Origin of the sequence: Streptomyces sp. SID486 (genome assembly GCF_009865385.1) — a bacterium.
Lineage (GTDB): Bacteria > Actinomycetota > Actinomycetes > Streptomycetales > Streptomycetaceae > Streptomyces.
On sequence record NZ_WWJT01000355.1, the window covers coordinates 1 to 20199 of the forward strand.

The 20199-nt window shown below is 71.4% G+C and carries 13 protein-coding genes and 1 pseudogene; 8 read left to right on the top strand and 6 right to left on the bottom strand.

Features of this window, described 5'->3' with window-relative positions; translation table 11 throughout:
• A partial coding sequence (locus GT045_RS16685) for a bifunctional [glutamine synthetase] adenylyltransferase/[glutamine synthetase]-adenylyl-L-tyrosine phosphorylase (RefSeq protein ID WP_161334655.1) occupies positions 1–1423 on the top strand: 1423 nt, incomplete at its 5' end.
• Here the strand turns inward: GT045_RS16685 and GT045_RS16690 are convergent.
• Together GT045_RS16690 and GT045_RS16695 are read right to left on the bottom strand one after the other, a co-directional pair.
• Entirely contained in the window at positions 1411–2280 is an 870-nt protein-coding gene (locus GT045_RS16690; RefSeq protein ID WP_202515247.1) for a phosphatase PAP2 family protein, read from the bottom strand. The genes GT045_RS16685 and GT045_RS16690 overlap by 13 nt on opposite strands.
• Positions 2281–2348: 68 nt before the next feature.
• Positions 2349–3383 (bottom strand): LacI family DNA-binding transcriptional regulator, encoded by a 1035-nt coding sequence (locus tag GT045_RS16695; protein ID WP_161288348.1) that lies wholly within the window; start codon positions 3381–3383, stop codon positions 2349–2351.
• Between the two features lie 378 nt (positions 3384–3761).
• Here GT045_RS16695 and GT045_RS16700 point away from each other — a divergent pair, with 378 nt between their 5' ends.
• The 7 genes from GT045_RS16700 (at position 3762) to GT045_RS16730 (ending at position 16402) form a co-directional block, all read left to right on the top strand.
• Positions 3762–5036: an extracellular solute-binding protein gene (locus tag GT045_RS16700; RefSeq protein ID WP_161288346.1), complete on the top strand. Its 1275-nt coding sequence runs from the start codon at positions 3762–3764 to the stop codon at positions 5034–5036.
• A gap of 106 nt (positions 5037–5142) precedes the next feature.
• Positions 5143–6147 carry a sugar ABC transporter permease gene (locus tag GT045_RS16705; protein ID WP_161288344.1) on the top strand — a complete coding sequence of 335 codons (1005 nt, stop codon included), beginning with the start codon at positions 5143–5145 and terminating at the stop codon, positions 6145–6147.
• 19 nt (positions 6148–6166) lie between these two features.
• Entirely contained in the window at positions 6167–7078 is a 912-nt protein-coding gene (locus tag GT045_RS16710) for an ABC transporter permease subunit (protein WP_161334656.1), read from the top strand.
• Positions 7079–7254: 176 nt separating this feature from the next.
• On the top strand, positions 7255–8937 hold the full coding sequence (locus tag GT045_RS16715; protein ID WP_161334657.1) for a glycoside hydrolase family 13 protein: 1683 nt from the start codon (positions 7255–7257) through the stop codon (positions 8935–8937).
• A gap of 152 nt (positions 8938–9089) precedes the next feature.
• Entirely contained in the window at positions 9090–10466 is a 1377-nt protein-coding gene (locus GT045_RS16720) for an alpha-amylase family protein (protein WP_202528268.1), read from the top strand.
• Between the two features lie 129 nt (positions 10467–10595).
• Entirely contained in the window at positions 10596–16007 is a 5412-nt protein-coding gene (gene pulA / locus GT045_RS16725) for a pullulanase-type alpha-1,6-glucosidase (RefSeq protein ID WP_161334658.1), read from the top strand.
• A gap of 32 nt (positions 16008–16039) precedes the next feature.
• On the top strand, positions 16040–16402 hold the full coding sequence (locus tag GT045_RS16730; protein WP_161334659.1) for an isomerase: 363 nt from the start codon (positions 16040–16042) through the stop codon (positions 16400–16402).
• Here the strand turns inward: GT045_RS16730 and GT045_RS16735 are convergent.
• From GT045_RS16735 to GT045_RS16750, 4 genes and pseudogenes are all read right to left on the bottom strand, one after another.
• Positions 16399–17115, bottom strand: coding sequence for a TetR/AcrR family transcriptional regulator (locus GT045_RS16735; protein WP_202528272.1), 717 nt, complete (start codon positions 17113–17115; stop codon positions 16399–16401). The two genes, GT045_RS16730 and GT045_RS16735, sit on opposite strands and share 4 nt — an antisense overlap.
• 36 nt (positions 17116–17151) lie before the next feature.
• Entirely contained in the window at positions 17152–18204 is a 1053-nt protein-coding gene (locus GT045_RS16740; protein ID WP_161334660.1) for a PDR/VanB family oxidoreductase, read from the bottom strand.
• Positions 18201–19100: a metal-dependent hydrolase gene (locus tag GT045_RS16745; RefSeq protein WP_161286895.1), complete on the bottom strand. Its 900-nt coding sequence runs from the start codon at positions 19098–19100 to the stop codon at positions 18201–18203. The genes GT045_RS16740 and GT045_RS16745 overlap by 4 nt, the downstream gene beginning before the upstream one ends.
• Positions 19101–19175: 75 nt before the next feature.
• Positions 19176–20199: pseudogene (locus GT045_RS16750) on the bottom strand (hypothetical protein); the annotation flags it as partial.

The window sequence follows — 20199 nt, forward strand, 5'->3', positions numbered from 1 at the left end:
TGTGACCCGCAAGGCGGCCATCCAGCGCACCCTCCTGCCGGTCCTCCTCGGCTGGTTCGCCGACTCCGCCGACCCGGACGCCGGCCTGCTGAACTTCCGCAAGGTCTCCGACGCGCTCGGCAAGACCCCCTGGTACCTGCGCCTGCTGCGCGACGAGGGCGCGGCGGCGGAGAACCTGGCCCGCGTCCTGTCGGCGGGCCGCCTCGCCCCGGACCTGCTGATGCGCGCCCCCGAGGCGGTGGCCCTGCTGGGCGACGGCGACGGCGGCGGTCTCGCACCGCGCCCGCGCACCGCCCTGGAGCAGGAGATCGTGGCGGCCGTGGGCCGGGCGGAGAACGCCGCGCAGGGCGTCACCGCGGCCCGCGGTGTCCGCCGCCGCGAGCTGTTCCGCACCGCCGCCGCCGACATCGTCGGTTCCTACGGCACCGAGACCAACCCCGCGGAGGCCGACCAGGGCGCCCTGGTGGACCGGGTCGGCGCGGCCGTCTCCGACCTGACCAAGGCCACCCTCGCCGGCACCCTGCGCGCGGTAGTCCGGGACGGCTGGGGCGACACCCTGCCGACCCGGTTCGCGATCATCGGGATGGGCCGCTTCGGCGGGCACGAGCTGGGCTACGGCTCCGACGCCGACGTCCTCTTCGTGCACGAACCCCAAGACGGCGTGGACGAGCACGAGGCGTCCGCCGCCGCCAACAAGGTCGTCGCGGAGATGCGCCGCCTGCTCCAGCTGCCCAGCGCCGACCCGCCGCTGCTCATCGACGCCGGCCTGCGCCCGGAGGGCAAGTCGGGTCCGCTGGTGCGCACGCTGAAGTCGTACGAGGCGTACTACCGGCGCTGGTCCCTGGTCTGGGAGTCCCAGGCGCTGCTGCGGGCCGAGCAGGTCGCCGGCGACGAGGACCTGGGCCGGCGCTTCGTCGAGCTGATCGACCCCCTGCGGTATCCGGCCGCCGGACTCCCGGACGATTCGGTCCGCGAGATCCGCCGGCTGAAGGCCCGGATGGAGTCCGAGCGGCTGCCCCGCGGCGCCGACCCCAAGCTGCACACCAAGCTCGGCCCCGGCGGGCTGTCCGACGTCGAGTGGACCGTGCAGCTGCTCCAGCTGCGGCACGGCCACCACGTCAGCGGGCTGCGCACCACCCGTACCCGCCGGGCGCTGGCCGCCGCCCGCGAGGCGGGGCTGCTGTCCGCCGAGGACACGGAGACCCTGGACGAGGCGTGGGTGCTGGCCACCCGGGTGCGCAACGCCGTCATGCTGGTGCGGGGCCGGGCGGGGGACACCTTCCCCACCGAGCCGCGCGAGCTGGCCGCCGTCGGCCGCTACCTGGGCTACGGCGCCGGGCACGCCGGGGACATGCTGGACGCCTACCGCCGTACCACCCGCAGGGCCCGGACGGTGGTGGACGAGCTGTTCTACGCGGACTGAGCGTCCGGGCGGCGCGCCCCCCGGCGCACGGGCGCCGGGACCAGCCGGGGCAGCGCGTAGGGGTGGCTGCCGTACCACGCCCGGGCCGGCGCGAAGCCGAAGGCGAGGCAGAGCACTCCGCCCACCGCGTCGAGCCAGAAGTGGTTGGCCGTGGCGACGATCACCAGGAGGGTGGCCGCCGGGTACAGCAGCCCCAGCACCCGCACCCACGGCACCGTCGCCAGCGCGAAGATCGTCAGTCCGCACCACAGCGACCAGCCGATGTGCATCGACGGCATCGCCGCGTACTGGTTCGACATGTGCTTGAGGTCGCCCGAGGCCATCGAGCCCCAGGTGTGGTGGACCGTCACCGTGTCCACGAAGTCCCCGCCGCCCGTCAGGCGGGGCGGGGCGAGCGGGAAGAGGTAGTAGCCGAGCAGGGCCACACCCGTGGTCGCGAACAGCACCAGCCGGGTCGCCGCGTAGCGGCCGGGATGCCACCGGTACAGCCACACCAGCACACCGAGCGTGATGACGAAGTGCAGGGTGGCGTAGTAGTAGTTCATCCCTACGATGAGCCAATTGACCGAGTTCACGGCGTGGTTGATCGACTGTTCGACCCCGATGCCCAGCGCGTGCTCGACGCGCCGGATCCAGTCCGCGTTGCGCAGCGCCGCGGCCCGCTGTTCCGGGACGGCGTTGCGGATCAGTGAGTACGTCCAGTAACTCACCGCGATCAGAAGGATCTCGAACCACAGCCGGGGCCGGCCCGGGCGCCGCAGCCGGCTCAGCGGACCTCCTCTGCCCTCGCCCGTGACGGCTCGCGGAACGGCCACCTCCTCGCGACCTTCCGGATCTGTCACGGTCGAGTCACTCATAGGCACAGAGTCTGCCAGAAAAGGTTTCTTCGGCCGATCATCCCAAGGTTGGGTCCGCGGCGCACCTTCTACGACGTACGGAGGACGTTCGGGGCCGAAGCGGTGGAGCCGCGCACCACGAGTTCCGGCATGAAGACGAATTCACTGTGCGGCGCCGGAGTCCCGCCGATCTCCTCCAGCAGCGTGCGCACCGCCGCCTGCCCCATCGCCGGGACCGGCTTGCGGACGGTGGTCAGCGGCGGGTCGGTGAAGGCGATGAGCGGGGAGTCGTCGAACCCGACCACCGAGACGTCCCGGGGCACCTCCAGGCCCCGCTGCCGGGCCGCCCGTATCGCACCCAGCGCCATCATGTCGCTGGCGCAGACCACCGCGGTGCAGTCGCGCTCGATCAGCGCGGTCGCCGCGGCCTGGCCGCCCTCCAGCGTGTACAGGGAGTGCTGGACCAGCTCGGTCTCCACGGTGTCCGCGGCGAGCCCCAGCTGGTCCTGCACCGCCCGGACGAAACCCTCGATCTTGCGCTGTACGGGCACGAACCGCCGGGGGCCGAGCGCCAGCCCGATCCGGGTGTGTCCCAGAGAGGCCAGATGCGTCACCGCGAGCGTCATCGCCGCCCGGTCGTCGGGGGAGATGAACGGCGCCTGCACCTTGGGCGAGAACCCGTCCACCAGCACGAACGGCACCCCCTGCGCCCGCAGCCGCTCGTAGCGCTGCATGTCGGCGGTGGTGTCGGCGTGCAGTCCGGAGACGTAGATGATCCCGGCGACCCCGCGGTCCACCAGCATCTCGGTCAGCTCGTCCTCGGTCGACCCGCCCGGGGTCTGCGTGGCGAGGACCGGTGTGTAGCCCTGGCGGGTCAGCGCCTGGCCGATGACCTGGGCCAGGGCGGGGAATATGGGGTTCTCCAGCTCCGGCGTGATCAGCCCGACCAGCCCCTCGCTGCGCTGGCGCAGCCGTACCGGGCGCTCGTAGCCCAGCACGTCCAGTGCGGCGAGCACCAACTGGCGGGTGGTGGCGGCGACGCCCGGCTTCCCGTTGAGGACCCGGCTGACCGTCGCTTCGCTCACCCCCGCCTGCGCAGCGATATCGGCTAGCCGTGTGGTCACGCCACTGGACTGTACCGGTCGTATCTCGCCTTGCACACCGGCCGGTCGCCGGGCACGGGCGGGCGCGCGGCCTGCCGTGGGTTGCTGCGTCATCGCGCTCCCTCGGTTTCATGCTGGCAAGAGCTTGCAGAGTCTTGCACAAGTGTCGTCCTCGCCGCTCAGCCCCGGCATCAAAGGGTTGCGCGGCGGTCGACGGCCGGTCACGGCCGGGTAACCATCGTGTCCTCTTGCACTTTTTTTCTGCAAGGTCTTTCGCGATGCTTACATCGCTGTTACGTTCCCAGTCGCCCGGCCGCGGCAACGGCGCAGTCGGCAAGTCGCAGGGAGCGGGCGGGACCGCCCTCTGTACCACTCGGGCTCAACCCTCTAGGAGAACTCATGCGGCGTGGCATAGCGGCCTCCGCGCTGGTGGCGTCCCTCGCCCTGACGGCGACGGCGTGCGGCGGGAGCGACAGCGACAGCGGGAAGTCGGACGGCCCGGTCACCATCACCTGGTGGGACACCTCCAACGCCACCAATGAGGCGCCGACGTACAAGGCCCTGGTCCAGCGGTTCGAGGCCGCCAACAAGGACATCAAGGTCAAGTACGTCGACGTCCCCTTCGACCAGGCGCAGAACAAGTTCGACACCGCGGCCGGCGCCAAGGGCGCACCGGACGTGCTGCGCTCCGAGGTCGGCTGGACCCCGGCCTTCGCCAAGAAGGGCTTCTTCCTGCCCCTGGACGGCACCGAGGCCCTCGCCGACCAGGCCGCGTTCGAGCCGAACCTGATCAAGCAGGCCCAGTACGAGGGCAAGACCTACGGCGTCCCGCTGGTCACCGACACCCTCGCCCTCGTCTACAACAAGGCCCTGTTCAAGAAGGCCGGCATCACCGAGGCGCCCAAGACCTGGGACGAACTGAGGGCCGACGCCGCCAAGGTCAAGGCCAAGGCCGGGGTCGACGGCTACTGGGGCTCCACCCAGGCGTACTACGCGCAGTCCTTCCTGCACGGCGAGGGCACCGACACCGTCGACGTCGGCGCCAAGAAGATCACCGTCGACTCGGCCGCCGCGAAGAAGGCGTACGGCACCTGGCTGAGCCTGTTCTCCGGCAAGGGCCTGCACAAGGCCGACGCCACCGCCGACGCCTACGCCCACATCCAGGACGCGTTCGTCAACGGCAAGGTCGCCGCGATCCTCCAGGGCCCCTGGGAGATCACGAACTTCTACAAGGGCAGCGCCTTCAAGGACAGGAACAACCTCGGCATCGCCACCGTGCCGGCCGGCTCCACCGGCAAGGCGGGCGCCCCCACCGGCGGCCACAACCTCTCGGTCTACGCCGGCTCCGACCAGGCCCACCAGGAAGCGGCCCTGAAGTTCGTGAAGTTCATGACCTCGGCGCAGTCCCAGGAGACCATCGCCCTGAAGAACTCCACCCTGCCCACCCGCTCCGACGCCTACACCGCGAAGGTCAAGGCCGACCCCGGCATCGCCGGCTACCAGGGTGTCCTGTCCGCCGCCCGGCCCCGCCCGGCGCTGGCCGAGTACAGCTCCCTGTGGGGCCCGCTGGACACCGAGCTGCCCAAGGTCGCCAGCGGCAAGGAGTCGCTGGACAAGGGCCTGAGCAACGCCGAGCTGGCCATGACCAGGCTCGTGCCCGACTTCAGCAAGTGAGCCCGGGTGGCCGTCGGATCCTCCCGGTGGGACCCGGGGGGGAAGGATCCGGCGGCCACCGCCCCGTGCCCGGCCCAACCCCTTGAACCATTGAAGGTGTCGAACCATGACAGTCGCCATCGACCGCGCGACCGGCAAGCGCCGCGGTGACCGCGCGCCTCGGCCCGGGCCGGGGCAGCGCATCAGGAACGGCTTCCAGAAGTACTGGTACGCCTACGCGATGATCGCCCCCGTGGTCGTCGTGCTCGGCGTCCTCGTGGGCTACCCGCTGGCGCGGGGCTTCTACCTCACCCTCACCGACGCCAACAGCCTCAACTCGGCGCGCACGATCGGCGTCAACCACATCGACGCCACCTACAAGTTCATCGGCCTCGACAACTACCAGGACATCCTGTTCGGCCCGACGGCCTACGACCGGTTCTGGTCGCACTTCCTGTGGACGGTCGTCTGGACGGTCGCCTGCGTGGCCCTGCACTACTCCATCGGCCTCGGCCTCGCGCTCATGCTGAACCAGAAGCTGCGCGGGCGTACCGTCTACCGGCTGCTGCTCGTCCTGCCCTGGGCCGTGCCGACCTTCGTCACCGTGTTCTCCTGGCGGATCATGCTCGCCGACTCCGGCGTGTTCAACCAGGTCCTCGGCGCGCTCCACCTGCCGCAGCCCGAGTGGCTGGAGGACACCTTCTGGCAGCGCTTCGCCGCGGTCATGGTCAACACCTGGTGCGGTGTGCCGTTCATGATGCTCTCGCTGCTCGGCGGGCTGCAGTCCATCGACTCCTCGCTGTACGAGGCGGCGGAGATGGACGGCGCGAGCGCCTGGCAGCGCTTCCGGCACGTCACCCTGCCCGGACTGCGCTCGGTCAGCTCCACCGTCGTGCTGCTCGGCGTCATCTGGACCTTCAACCAGTTCGTCATCATCTTCCTGCTGTTCGGCAAGAACTCCGCCCCGGACACCCAGATCCTCGTCACCTGGGCCTACGCGCTGGGCTTCGGCCAGCAGCCACGGGACTTCGCCCAGTCCGCCGCGTACGGCGTGCTGCTGCTGTCGATCCTGGCCGTCTTCACCTCCTTCTACTTCCGCTGGCTGAAGCGCAATGACCAGCTCGCCGTCTGACGCCGCAGGAGCCGCCGCCATGAGCACCACGACCCTGGACAAGACCGACACCGCACCGGCCCCCGGCCCGGGCACCGCTCCCCGGCGCCGCGTGCGCCGGCGCGGCGAGCGCGGCCCGCTCGGCACCGCCCTGCTGCACGGCGGCCTCGTCCTGGCCGGCCTCGTCGCCCTGGCCCCGGTGGCCTGGCTGTGCTACCTGTCCCTCGGCCCCGACAAGGAGGACTACCTCCACCCGAGCGGCATCGCGGGCAAGGCGACCTTCGCCAACTACAGCTACGTGCTGCAGCACACCGGGTTCTTCGACTGGTTCAGATCGACGATGATCGTGGCCCTCGGGACCACCCTCATCGGTGTCTTCGTCGCCGCCACCACCGGTTACGCGGTCTCCCGCATGCGCTTCCCCGGCTACAAGCAGCTGATGTGGGTCCTGCTGCTCACGCAGGCGTTCCCGATCGCCATCCTGATCGTGCCGATGTACGAGATCTTCAGCGACCTCGGCCTCATCGACACCTACTGGTCGCTGATCATCATCAACTGCTCCACCGCCGTGCCGTACAGCGCCTGGCTGCTCAAGGGGTACTTCGACACCATCCCCTTCGAGATCGACGAGGCCGGACGCGTGGACGGCCTCAGCCCCTTCGGCACCTTCTTCCGGCTCATCCTGCCGCTGGCCCGGCCGGGCCTGGCCGTGGCCGCTTTCTACAACTTCATCACCGCCGTCGGCGAGGTCGCCTTCGCGACCACCTTCCTGCTGGACGACTCCAAGTACACCTTCGCCGTCGGCCTGCAGACCTTCGTCAGCGAGCACGACGCCCAGTGGAACTACATGGCCGCCACCGCGGTGCTGATCGCGATACCCGTGACGGTGTTCTTCTACCTCGTGCAGAAGAACCTCGTCACCGGCCTCACCGCCGGCGGCACCAAAGGCTGACCGCCCGCCGGAGCAGGACTCCCGCGCGCCCGTCGCGCGGGTGGGCGGGCCGCGCCGGCCATCCGACCCCGCTGCCGCCGCGGCCCGCCCCGCATCCGTCCCCGCTCCCCGCCCCCGTCCGGCCCGCCGCCGCACCCACCGTCCGCCCATCACGCCCGTCACGTATCAAGGACGCCATGAGCCAGCAGCACTCCGCCGCACCGGCCCGCCAGTTCGCCGCCACCGTCGCCGACCGCCGCGACTGGTGGCGGGACGCGGTCATCTACCAGGTCTATCCGCGCAGTTTCGCCGACAGCAACGGCGACGGCATGGGCGACCTGGAAGGCGTACGTTCCCGCCTGCCCTACCTGCGCGACCTCGGCGTCGACGCCGTGTGGCTGAGCCCCTTTTACGCCTCCCCGCAGGCCGACGCCGGCTACGACGTCGCCGACTACCGGGCCGTCGACCCCATGTTCGGCTCCCTGCTGGACGCCGACGCGCTCATCCGCGACGCCCACGCGCACGGGCTGCGCGTGATCGTCGACCTCGTGCCCAACCACTCCTCCGACCAGCACGAGTGGTTCAAGCGGGCCCTCGCGGAGGGTCCCGGCTCCCCGCTCCGGGAGCGTTACCACTTCCGCCCCGGCAAGGGGAAGGCCGGCGAACTCCCTCCCAACGACTGGGAGTCGATCTTCGGCGGGCCGGCCTGGACGCGGGTGACCGAACCCGACGGCACGCCCGGCGAGTGGTACCTGCACCTCTTCGCGCCCGAGCAGCCCGACTTCGACTGGGACCACCCGGCCGTCGGCGACGAGTTCCGTTCCATCCTGCGCTTCTGGCTGGACATGGGCGTGGACGGCTTCCGCATCGACGTCGCCCACGGCCTGGTGAAGGCCGACGGCCTGCCCGACCTCGGCGACCACGATCAGCTCAAGCTGCTGGGCAACGATGTCATGCCGTTCTTCGACCAGGACGGCGTGCACGCCATCTACCGGCAGTGGCGCACCATCCTCGACGAGTACGCGGGGGAGAGGATCTTCGTCGCGGAGGCGTGGACGCCGACCGTCGAGCGCACCGCCCACTACGTCCGCCCGGACGAACTGCACCAGGCGTTCAACTTCCAGTACCTGAGCACCGAGTGGGACGCGAAGGAACTGCGCACGGTCATCGACCGCACCCTGGAAGCCATGCGCCCGGTCGGCGCCCCCGCCACCTGGGTCCTGTCCAACCACGACGTCACCCGGCACGCCACCCGGTTCGCCAACCCGCCCGGCCTCGGCACCCAGATCCGCACCGCGGGCGACCGGGAGCTGGGCCTGCGCCGCGCCCGCGCCGCCACCCTCCTGATGCTCGCCCTGCCCGGCTCGGCGTACATCTACCAGGGCGAGGAGCTGGGCCTGCCGGACGTCGTGGACCTGCCCGACGAGGTGCGCCAGGACCCGGCGTACTTCCGGGGCGCCGGCCAGGACGGCTTCCGGGACGGCTGCCGGGTGCCGATCCCCTGGACCCGTGAGGGCTCCTCCTACGGCTTCGGCAGCGGCGGCAGCTGGCTGCCGCAGCCGGCGGCCTGGGCCGGGCTGAGCGTGGAGGCGCAGACCGGCGTCCCCGGCTCGACGCTGGAGCTGTACCGCTCGGCGCTGCGCGTGCGCCGGGCCCGGCCGGAGCTGGGCGCGGGTGACGCGGTGGAGTGGCTGCGGGCTCCCGAGGGCGTCGTGGCCTTCCGGCGGGGCGACTTCGTGTGCGTCGCGAACACCACCGGGGAGTCGGTGACGACGCCTGCGTACGGCCGTGTCCTGCTCACCAGCGGTGAGGTGACCGAGGCCGGCGGCGAGGCGAAGGTGCCGGCCGACACCACCGTGTGGTGGACGTCCGCCGTCTGACGGCACGTTTGAAAGTTCTTGCATCAACTTCACACCGGCCCGCTGTCTTTCGGACAGCGGGCCTTTAACATCTGCGTCACCGCAAGTTTGCTGAAACATTTCAGCAAGCGTCTTCAGCGGTCCCTTTGCCTTCAACGTCGAAGGAACCCCACATGGCACGCAGATCCCTCCCCGCGGCGGTCGCCCTCACGGCCGTCGCTCTGGTTGGCATGAACCCGACCATCGCCGCGGCCTCCCCGCCCGGCGCCAAGGACGTCACCGCGGTCCTCTTCGAGTGGAAGTACGACTCGGTCGCCAAGGAGTGCACCACCGCCCTCGGCCCCGCCGGCTATGGCTACGTGCAGGTCTCCCCGCCCGCCGAGCACATACAGGGCGCCCAGTGGTGGACGTCGTACCAGCCGGTGTCGTACAGGATCGCCGGCCGTCTCGGCGACCGCACGGCCTTCCGGAACATGGTGAACACCTGCCACGCGGCCGGTGTGAAGGTCGTGGTCGACTCCGTCGTCAACCACATGGCGGCGGGCAGCGGCACCGGCACCGGCGGCTCGTCGTACACGAAGTACGACTACCCCGGCCTGTATTCGAGCCACGACCTGGACGACTGCACCGCCCAGGTGTCGAACTACGCCGACCGCTGGAGCGTGCAGCACTGCGAACTCGTCGGCCTGGCCGACCTGGACACCGGTGAGGAGTACGTCCGCAAGGCGATCGCCGGCTACCTGAACGACCTCCTCACCCTCGGCGTGGACGGCTTCCGCATCGACGCGGCCAAGCACATCCCGGCCGAGGACCTGGCGAACATCAAGAGCCGCCTGACCAGCCCCGGCGTCTACTGGAAGCAGGAGGTCATCTACGGCGCGGGCGAGGCCGTCCAGCCCTCCGAGTACACCGGCAACGGAGACGTCCAGGAGTTCCGGTACGCCTACGACCTCAAGCGCGTCTTCACCGCCGAGAAGCTGGCCTACCTGAACAACTACGGCGAGGGCTGGGGCTATCTCAACAGCTCGGTCGCGGGCGTCTTCGTGGACAACCACGACACCGAGCGCAACGGCAGCACGCTGAACTACAAGTCCGGCGCGAAATACACCCTGGCCAACGTCTTCATGCTGGCCTGGCCCTACGGCGCCCCCGACATCAACTCCGGGTACGAGTGGACGGACGCCGACGCCGGACCGCCCGACGGCGGCACGGTCAACGCCTGCTGGCAGGACGGCTGGAAGTGCCAGCACGCCTGGCCGGAGATCAAGTCCATGGTGGCCTTCCGCAACGCCACCCGCGGGCAGGCGGTCACCGGGTGGTGGGACAACGGCAACAACTGGATCGCCTTCGGCCGCGGCAGCAAGGGCTACGTGGCGATCAACCACGAGCCGGGCAGCATGACCCGGACGTACCAGACCTCCCTGCCCGCGGGGACGTACTGCAACGTGCAGAACAACACCACGGTGAGCGTGGACTCCGGCGGCCGGTTCACCGCCACCCTGGGCGCCGACACGGCCCTGGCGCTCTACGCCGGCAAGTCGAGCTGCTGAGCGGGTGCACTGACGGTCCGTGAAACCCCTTTCTTCGGGTTTCACAAGTCTTGCTGTAAACCTTTCGTCGGCGGTACGGTCGCGCGGGGTCGGACCCGAATGAGCCGTAGTCGCAAGGAGTTCCCGCCTGTGATACCGAGATGGCCGGCGCCCCGCGGGCGCCGTACCGCCCACGTCGGACGGGCGGCGGCGGTCACCGCCGCCGCCCTCACCGCCGCACTGATCCAGCCACTGGCCGCCCGGGGCGCCCCGGCCGCGGCCACCGTGCCCGCGCCCCCCTCGGACGCCGCCCTCGCCGCGCAGCCCGCCCGGCACGACGACACCCGCGAGCAGTTCTACTTCGTCATGCCGGACCGCTTCGCCGACGGGGACAGGGCCAACGACAAGGGCGGCCTGACCGGCTCCCGCCTCCGCACCGGTTACGACCCCACCGACAAGGGCTTCTACCAGGGTGGCGATCTGAAGGGCCTGACGAACAGGCTGGACTACATCAAGGGGCTCGGCACCACGGCCATCTGGCTGGCGCCGATCTTCAAGAACCGCCCGGTGCAGGGCACGGGCGCCGACGCGTCGGCCGGCTACCACGGCTACTGGATCACCGACTTCACCCGGGTCGACCCGCACTTCGGCACCGACAAGGACCTGTCGGACCTCATCTCCAAGGCGCACGCCAAGGGCATGAAGGTCCTCTTCGACGTCATCACCAACCACACCGCCAACGTCGTGGACCAGGAGCCCAAGTCACACGACTACCTCTCCAAGGGCGCCTTCCCGTACCTGACCGAGGACGGCCGGCCCTTCGACGACGCGGACTACGCCGACGGCAGGCGGAAGTTCCCCGCCGTCGGCATCGACTCCTTCCCGCGCACCCCGAAGGCCACCGACGACTCCAAGGTCCCGACCTGGCTCAACGACCCGGCGATGTACCACAACCGGGGAGACTCCACCTACGCCGGCGAGTCCACCACCTACGGCGACTTCTCCGGCCTGGACGACCTGTGGACCGAGCGTCCCGAAGTCGTCAGCGGCATGGAACGGATCTACCAGCGCTGGGTGCGGGACTTCGGCATCGACGGCTTCCGGATCGACACCGTCAAGCACGTGAACATGGAGTTCTGGACCCGGTGGGCGACCGCGCTGGACGCCTACGCGGCCCGGCACGGGCGGAAGCACTTCTTCATGTTCGGCGAGGTGTACTCCGCCGACACCTCCGTGACCTCCCCCTACGTCACCCAGGGCAGGCTCGACGCGACCCTCGACTTCCCCTTCCAGGACGCGGCCCGCGCCTACGTCTCCCAGGGCGGCAGCGCGCGGAGGCTCGCGAGCGTCTTCGGCGACGACTACAAGTACACGACCGGCAAGGCCAACGCCTACGAGCAGGTCACCTTCCTCGGCAACCACGACATGGGTCGCATCGGGTACTTCCTGAAGCAGGACGACCCGAAGGCGACCGACGCCCAGATCCTGCGCAAGGACCGACTCGCCAACGAGCTGATGTTCCTCAGCCGCGGCAACCCGGTCGTCTACTACGGCGACGAGCAGGGCTTCACCGGCTCCGGCGGCGACAAGGACGCCCGCCAGACCATGTTCGCCTCGAAGGTCGCCGACTACCTGGACGACGACGAGATCGGCACCGACCGCACCCACGAGAGCGACGCCTACGACACCGGCGCCCCCCTCTACCGGCGGATCGCCGCCCTCGCCGCGCTGCGCAGGGCCAACCCGGGCCTGACGGACGGCGTGCAGAGCGAGCGGTACGCGGCCGACGGCGCCGGTGTCTACGCCTTCACCCGGACGGACGCGAAGACCGGCCGGGAGTACATCGTCGCCTTCAACAACGCAGGGGAGGCCAGGACGGCCGGCTTCGCCACCGGCTCGGCGGACATGACGTACCGGGGCGTCTACGGGGCCACCGGCTCCGTGCGCTCCGGCGGCGACAAGAAGGTCACCGTCACCGTCCCGGCCGGCTCCGCCGTCGTCTACAAGGCCACCGGCACCCTCGCCGAGCCCGCCACCGGGCCGGTGATCAGCCTCAGGGCCCCGGACGCGGGTGCCACCGGCACCGTCGAGCTGTCCGCCGACGTCGACGGGGGCGGGCTGAACCGGGTCGTCTTCGCCGCCCAGGCCGGCGACGGCCCCTGGCGCACGCTCGGCTCCGCCGACCACGCCCCGTACAAGGTCACCCAGACCCTCGGCGAGGACGTACCGCCGGGCACCGCCCTGCGCTACAAGGCCGTCGTCGTCGACTCGGCCGGGCACACCGCGAGCGCCATGGCGACGAGCAGCACCGGTACCCCGCCCGTGCCCGAAACCCCCACGGCCTCCGCCCGGGACTACGCGATCGTCCACTACCGGCGCGCCGACGGCGACTACGCCGACTGGGGCCTGTACGCGTGGGGCGACCTCGCCGACGGCGAGGCCACGACCTGGCCCGCCGGCCACCCCTTCGCAGGCCGCGACGCCTACGGCGCCTTCGCGTACGTCAAGCTCAAGCCCGGCGCCTCCACCCTGGACTTCCTGGTGGTCGACAAGGACGGCGACAAGGACGTCGCCGCCGACCGGTCCGTCGACGTCACCAGGACGGGTGAGGTCTGGATCGAGCAGGGCAAGCCGGACGTACGCACCGAGAAGCCCGGCTACCCGGCCCAGGACACCACGAAGGCCGTCCTGCACTACCACCGCGCCGACGGCGACTACGACGGCTGGGGGCTGCACGTCTGGACGGGCGCGGCGCGGCCCACCGACTGGTCGACCCCGCTGCGGCCGGTGAAGACTGACGCCTATGGCGCGGTCTTCGAGGTGCCCCTCGCCGAGGGTGCCACCGCTCTCAGCTACATCCTGCACAAGGGCGACGACAAGGACCTGCCCACCGACCGGTCGCTCGACCTCAGGGCGGACGGCCACGAGGTGTGGCTGTTGAGCGGGCAGGAGAAGTACCTGCTGCCGCAGCCGGCGGGCAGTGCCGCCGCGCTCGACCTGACCACCTCGGAGGCGGTCTGGATCGACCGGGACACCCTCGCCTGGAACGGCGTCGACGGTGCCGCCTCCACCCAGCTGCTCTCCTCCCGCGACGGCTCCATCGCCGTCGAGGGCGGGACCCTGACCAGCGACGACGAGCGCTGGATCCGGCTCACTAAGACCACGCTCAGCGACGCCCAGAAGGCGAAGTTCCCGCACCTGAGGGACTACACCGCCTGGACCGTGGACCCACGCGACCGGGACCGGGTGCGCTCCGCCCTGACGGGCCAGCTCGTCGCCTCGCAGCGCACCGCCGACGGTGCCGTACTGGCCGCGACCGGCGTGCAGATCGCCGGCGTGCTGGACGACCTCTACCCGGCCGCGACCAAGGCGAGGCTGGGCCCGACGTTCCACGGCGGACGGCCGACCCTCGCCGTGTGGGCGCCGACCGCCCGGAGCGTCTCCCTGGAGCTGGCCGGCTCGCTCAAGCCCATGCACCGCGACGACACCACCGGTGTCTGGTCGGTCACCGGCCCCGCGTCCTGGAAGGGCAAGCCCTACCGGTACGTCGTGCGGGTGTGGGCGCCCAGCGCCGGCAGAACGGTCACCAACAAGGTCACCGACCCGTACTCGGTCGCGCTCACCGCGGACTCCGAGCGCAGCCTCGTGGCCGACCTGGACGACAGGGCCCTGGCGCCGGCCGGCTGGTCCGCGCTGCGCAAGCCCAGGGCCGTGCCGCTGCGGGACGCCCAGATCCAGGAGCTGCACATCCGGGACTTCTCCGTCGCGGACCGCACCTCGAAGCACCCGGGCACCTACCTGGCCTTCACCGACAAGGACAGCGACGGCTCCCGGCACCTGAGGGCACTGGCGAAGGCCGGGACCTCCTACGTCCACCTCCTGCCCGCCTTCGACATCGCCACCATCCCCGAGAGGAAGGCCGACCAGGCGACCCCGGACTGCGACCTCGCCTCCTACCCGGCCGACTCCGACCGGCAGCAGGAGTGCGTCGCGAGGACCGCCGCCAGGGACGCCTACAACTGGGGGTACGACCCGTACCACTACACGGTCCCCGAGGGGTCGTACGCCACCGACCCCGACGGCACGGCCCGCACGGTCGAGTTCCGCAGAATGGTCCAGGCGCTGAACCAGGACGGGCTGCGGGTCGTCATGGACGTCGTCTACAACCACACCGCGGCGAGCGGCCAGGCGGCGACGTCCGTGCTCGACCGGATCGTGCCCGGCTACTACCAGCGGCTCCTCGCCGACGGCTCGGTGGCGAACAGCACCTGCTGCGCCAACACCGCGACGGAGAACGCGATGATGGGCAAGCTGGTCGTGGACTCCGTCGTCACCTGGGCCAGGCAGTACAAGGTCGACGGGTTCCGCTTCGACCTCATGGGCCACCACCCGAAGGCCAACATCCTGGCGGTCAGGAAGGCCCTGGACGCCCTGACCCCCGCCGAGGACGGCGTGGACGGCAAGAAGATCATCCTCTACGGCGAGGGCTGGAACTTCGGCGAGGTGGCGGACGACGCCCGGTTCGTGCAGGCCACGCAGAAGAACATGGCCGGCACCGGCATCGCCACCTTCTCCGACCGCGCCCGTGACGCGGTACGCGGCGGCGGCCCCTTCGACGAGGACCCGGGCGTCCAGGGCTTCGCCTCCGGGCTGTACACCGACCCCAACGGTTCGGCGGCCAACGGCACCCCCGCGGAGCAGAAGGCCCGGCTGCTGCACTACCAGGACCTGATCAAGGTCGGCCTGACCGGCAGCCTGGCGAAGTTCCGCTTCACGGACTCCGGCGGCGTCGAGGTGACCGGCGCCGGCGTCGACTACAACGGCTCGCCCGCAGGCTACGCGGACGCGCCCGGCGACGCCCTCGCCTACGTGGACGCGCACGACAACGAGTCGCTGTTCGACGCCCTGGCCTACAAGCTCCCGAAGGACACCTCCGCCTCCGACCGGGCCCGGATGCAGGTCCTCGCCATGGCCACGGCCGCCCTCTCGCAGGGCCCCGCCCTCTCCCAGGCGGGCACCGACCTGCTGCGCTCGAAGTCCCTCGACCGCAACTCCTTCGACAGCGGTGACTGGTTCAACGCCATCCACTGGAACTGCGCCGACGGCAACGGCTTCGGGCGCGGGCTGCCCCCGGCGGCCGACAACCGGTCCAAGTGGGACCACGCCAGACCGCTGCTGGGCTCGGTGCGGGTGGGCTGCCCGCAGATCACCGGCGCCTCGGCCGCCTACCGGGACCTGCTGCGGATCCGCACGTCCGAGCCGGTGTTCTCGCTGCGGACGGCCGCCGAGGTGCAGGACCGGCTGTCCTTCCCGCTCTCCGGCCCGGCCGAGACACCCGGCGTGATCACCATGAGGCTGGGCGACCTGGTCGTGGTCCTCAACGCCACCCCGCACGAGCAGGAGCAGCGGATCGGCGCGCCGGCCGGCCCGCCCTACCGGCTCCACCCGGTGCAGGCGGCGGGCTCGGACCCGGTGGTGAAGACCGCCTCCTACGCGGCCGGCTCGGGCACGTTCACCGTGCCGGCGCGGACGGTGGCGGTGTTCACCCGGGCGAAGAACTAGGGTGAGGCCGTTGCCGTAGAACAGGAGTGCGCATGCCGCAGATCACCATCGACTACTCCGACACCATGGAGAACGCCTTCGACCGCGCGGGCTTCGCACGTGCGCTGCACGAGGCGACCGTGGAGATCGCGGCAGCGAAGCCGGAGGCGTGCAAGACGCAGTTCCGGCCGAGCGCGTACACCGCGTTCGGGTACGAGGACGCCGGACCGCGCGGGCACGCGGTCGTCCACGTGACGATCGGGCTCCTCGCCGGCCGGGGCGAGGAGACGAAGGCGAAGCTCACCGAGCGCGTCCTGGAGCTGCTGCACGGGCATGTGGCGGAGGCGGACTTCACTGTGCACGCCTCCGCCGAGGTCCGTGACCTCGACCCGTCGTACCGCAGGTCCGACCGCTAGGAACCCAGGGCGATGAGCCGGCCGACCAGTTCCCCGAAGGGGCCGTCGGCCGGCTCACCCTTGACCATGGTGCGCAGCAGTCCGGCCATGTCGGCGTCGTAGGCGGCGCTGACGGCGGCCAGTGCGGCGAAGTCGTGCACGAGCTGGACCTCCAGCTCGCCGCGCGGGATGCGCCGGCCGTCCAGCCAGATCAGCGCGGTGGACTCGACGAGCGAGATCCACGAGCGGACCACCAGCTCAAGACGCGGCGACGCCTCGCTCACCCCCAGGTGCGACAGCATCTGCTCGTAGGCGGCCTGCCGGACGGAGTCGATGAGCGCGTGGGTGGCCGAGACATGACCCTGCGCGCCGGTTCCCTCGGCGGACACGGCGGGGCCGCCGCGCATCAGTGCCGAGAATCCGGGGCCGTGATCGTCCACGAAGTCGAAGAAACGGCGCATCACACGCAGCAGCCGGCCACCGAGCGGGCCGTCGTGCGGCTCGGTGAAGCGGCTCGCGAGATCCTCCGAGGCGCGCTTCAACGCGGCCTCGTACAGGCTGAGTTTGCCCGGGAAGTAGTGGTAGACGAGCGGGCGTGAGATGCCCGCCGCCGTGGCTATCTCGTCGATGGAGACCTCGTCGGGCGAGCGTCGGCTGAACAGGTCGAGAGCGACACCGATCAACTGCTGCCGACGCTCCTCGACGCCCATCCTGCGGCGAACCCCGGTACTCATGCGAACACCTTACCGATCGGATTCGGCCGCACGTGTTCACATGTCGAGCACCAGGCGATCGGTCCGGGCCCGGGAGACGCAGATCAGCAGGGAGTCGGGCCGTTCCGCGTCCGTCAGCAGCTCGTCACGGTGATCGACCTCGCCCTCCAGCACGCGCTGTTGGCAGGTCCCGCAGAAACCCTGCTCGCAGGAGTAGGGGGTGTCCGGCAGCACGCTGCGCACGGCGGCCAGCACGGTGGAGCCGGGCGGCACGGTCAACGTCTTTCCGCTGCGGCGCAGTTCCAGCTCGAACTCCGTGTCGCCGCCCGCGCCGGTGCGCGGGGCGAACCGCTCCAGGTGCAGGCCGGCGCCCTCGGGCAGCGCCTCCTGCACGGCCGCCGTCAGGCCCTCCGGACCGCAGCAGTACACGGCCGTGTCCGCCGTCGTGTCCGCGAACAGGGCGGCCAGGTCGGGCCGCCCGTCCTCGTCCTCGGCCACCACGGTCAGCCGGTCCCCGGCGAGCGCCCGCACCTCCGCCAGGAACGGCATCGACGCCCGGGTCCGCCCGCCGTACAGCAGCCGCCACTCGGCGCCGTCCGGCAGGGCCCGCAGCATCGGCAGCACCGGGGTGATGCCGATACCGCCGGCGACGAAGACGTAGGCGGGCGCCTCGACGAGCGGGAACCGGTTGCGGGGGCCGCGCACCTCCAGCTCCATGCCCTCGGCGAGCTGCTCGTGTACCTCGCGTGAGCCGCCCCGGCCGTCCGCCACGAGCCGGGTGGCGACCGTGTAGCCGGCGGTGTCCCCGGGGTCCCCGCACAGGGAGTACTGCCGCACGAGACCCGACGGCAGCACCAGGTCGACATGCGCCCCCGGCTCCCAGCGCGGCAGGCCGGGACCCTCCAGGCGCAGGCGTACGACCCCGTCGGCGATCGTCTCGTGCGCGGTGACCAGCAGCTTCAGCGCCCGGGCGCGCGGCCGGCCGGAGATCGGCGGGTCTAGGGCGGGCAGCGGCCACAGCGGGGAGCGCCGCACCCGGCGGCGCAGGGCCCGTCGGGTGAGCAGGGCGGCGCCGCCGGCGAGGGCGAGGGTGCGCAGCTTCGGGGTCACGCCGCCTCCCGCTGCTCGGCGGCGCGCGCGGCCGGGGAAGCCGCCAGATAGGCGACGGCCTGCGCGGTGGAGCACTCCTGGGAGGGGTGGTAGGCGCGGCCGAGGTAGCGCGGCACGGACCTGAGCATGTCCCCGGTGGCGGGCAGCGTGCCCTGCCGGCCGCGCAGGTAGAAGTCCTTCCACGAGCCCTTGGCGCCGGTGAGGGTGGGGTCGTTCTCCATGAAGAAGCGGATCCCGCGCTGCCACAGGAACACCAGCGCCGAGAAGGCTGTCGCCCAGGTGCGCACCCGGCGCCGGTAGCTGCCGTCGAGGTGCTGGAACAGGTCGAAGGCCACCGACCGGTGCTCGACCTCCTCGGCGCCGTGCCAGCGCAGCAGGTCCAGCATCGTCGGGTCGGCGCCGCGCCGGTCCAGCTCGGCGGCGTTCAGCACCCAGTCGCCGAGGAACGCGGTGTAGTGCTCGATGGCCGCGATGAGGGCCAGGCGCTCCAGCAGCCACCAGCGCCGGGCCCGGCCCGGGGGCAGGGTGCGGTCGCCGAGCAGCTTCTCGAAGAACCAGTCGACCTGGGCGGTGTACGGCGTCGGGTCGAGGCCCTGCTCGCGCAGGTGCGGCAGCACCTCGTCGTGCGCCTGGGAGTGCATGGCCTCCTGGCCGATGAACCCGACGACGTCCTCGCGGAGCCGGTCGTCCCGGATCAGCGGCAGCGCCTGCTTGTACACGTGCACGAACCACCGCTCACCGGCGGGCAGCAGCAGGTGCAGCACGTTGATGGTGTGCGTGGTGAACGGATCGCCGGGCACCCAGTGCAGGGGCGTGGCCTCCCATGAGAAGGACACGTTGCGCGCCTTGAGCGCGATGCGCTCGGAGTCCACCGACCGAGGCTGCGTGTTAGACATGGCGTCAATGTACTGGCGGGTAGGACGCCTGAGAAGCCCTGTGGTGCAGCTTGTTTACGCGGGTGTCAACAAGTGCTACCGCAGCCCGCCGATCTTCCGTCCGTCGGTCAGGGTGGCCTGGAGGTCGGCCCGTGCGCCCTGCTTCGCCCTGACCGCCAGCAGCGGCCCCTGCCCGGAGGCGGTGACCCCGCCCGTCGCACGGATCGAGGCCGTGTCCGCACCGCCCGCCGCCAGCAGGTACCACCGCCCGGCCGCCGACTTCCACAGCACCCCGGCCAGCACCTGGGGATCACGCGGGCCGCACGCCGGCACGTCCGCGGCCTTGGCGACGGCCGTCCCGGCCACCCCGCCCGGCGTGCCGAACTGGGCCAGTGTGAGGGTGCCCGCACCGCGCCAGGTCTCCGCCCGGGTGCACACCCACGCGCCGGTACCACTGCTGTCGGGCAGCGGCTGCTCGGCGTAGGTCCAGGCGTTGACGCTGCTGACGCCCGCCGAGCGCTCGGCCGCCAGGGAGCAGGCGAACGGCGCCCAGGTGCGCAGCCCCTGCGCGTCGGACGCCTCCCGGGGCGAGCCGGGGCGGCCGGCGGTGAGGTGGGCGGGGACCAGCTCACCGAGGTCGGTGGCGAGCCGGGTACCGGAGGCGTCCGTCAGCTGCAGCGCCGTCCACGAGGTGCAGGTGCCCGGCCGCATGGCGGAGCTGGCCAGCGGCGCGGTGACGCCGTCGGCGAGGGTGAGCGGTGTGGCCGCCGAGTCCGGCTTCGCCAGGTCCCGCTGGGCCGCCTTCGTCACCCAGGGGGCGATCAGGTAGCGGACGTTGCCGTCGGAGCGGCCCAGCACCAGCGCGCTCGCCCCGCCGCCCGCCGCGCCGTCGATCCGGGCGAAGTCGAGGGCCGCCCCCTGCGTGCCGTCCTTCGGCTCCGCGTACCGGGTGATGCGCAGGCCGTCGTAGAGGATCACCACACGGGCGGCGTCCACCTCGCCCGCGTACAGCAGCTGGGGCGGCCCGGCCGGGCCGCCGGTCTGGGTGCCCGGGGTCGCCGAGACGCGGACCTGCTCGCCGGGCCGGGCCCAGACGGCGAGGGCACGGCGCAGCAGGGCC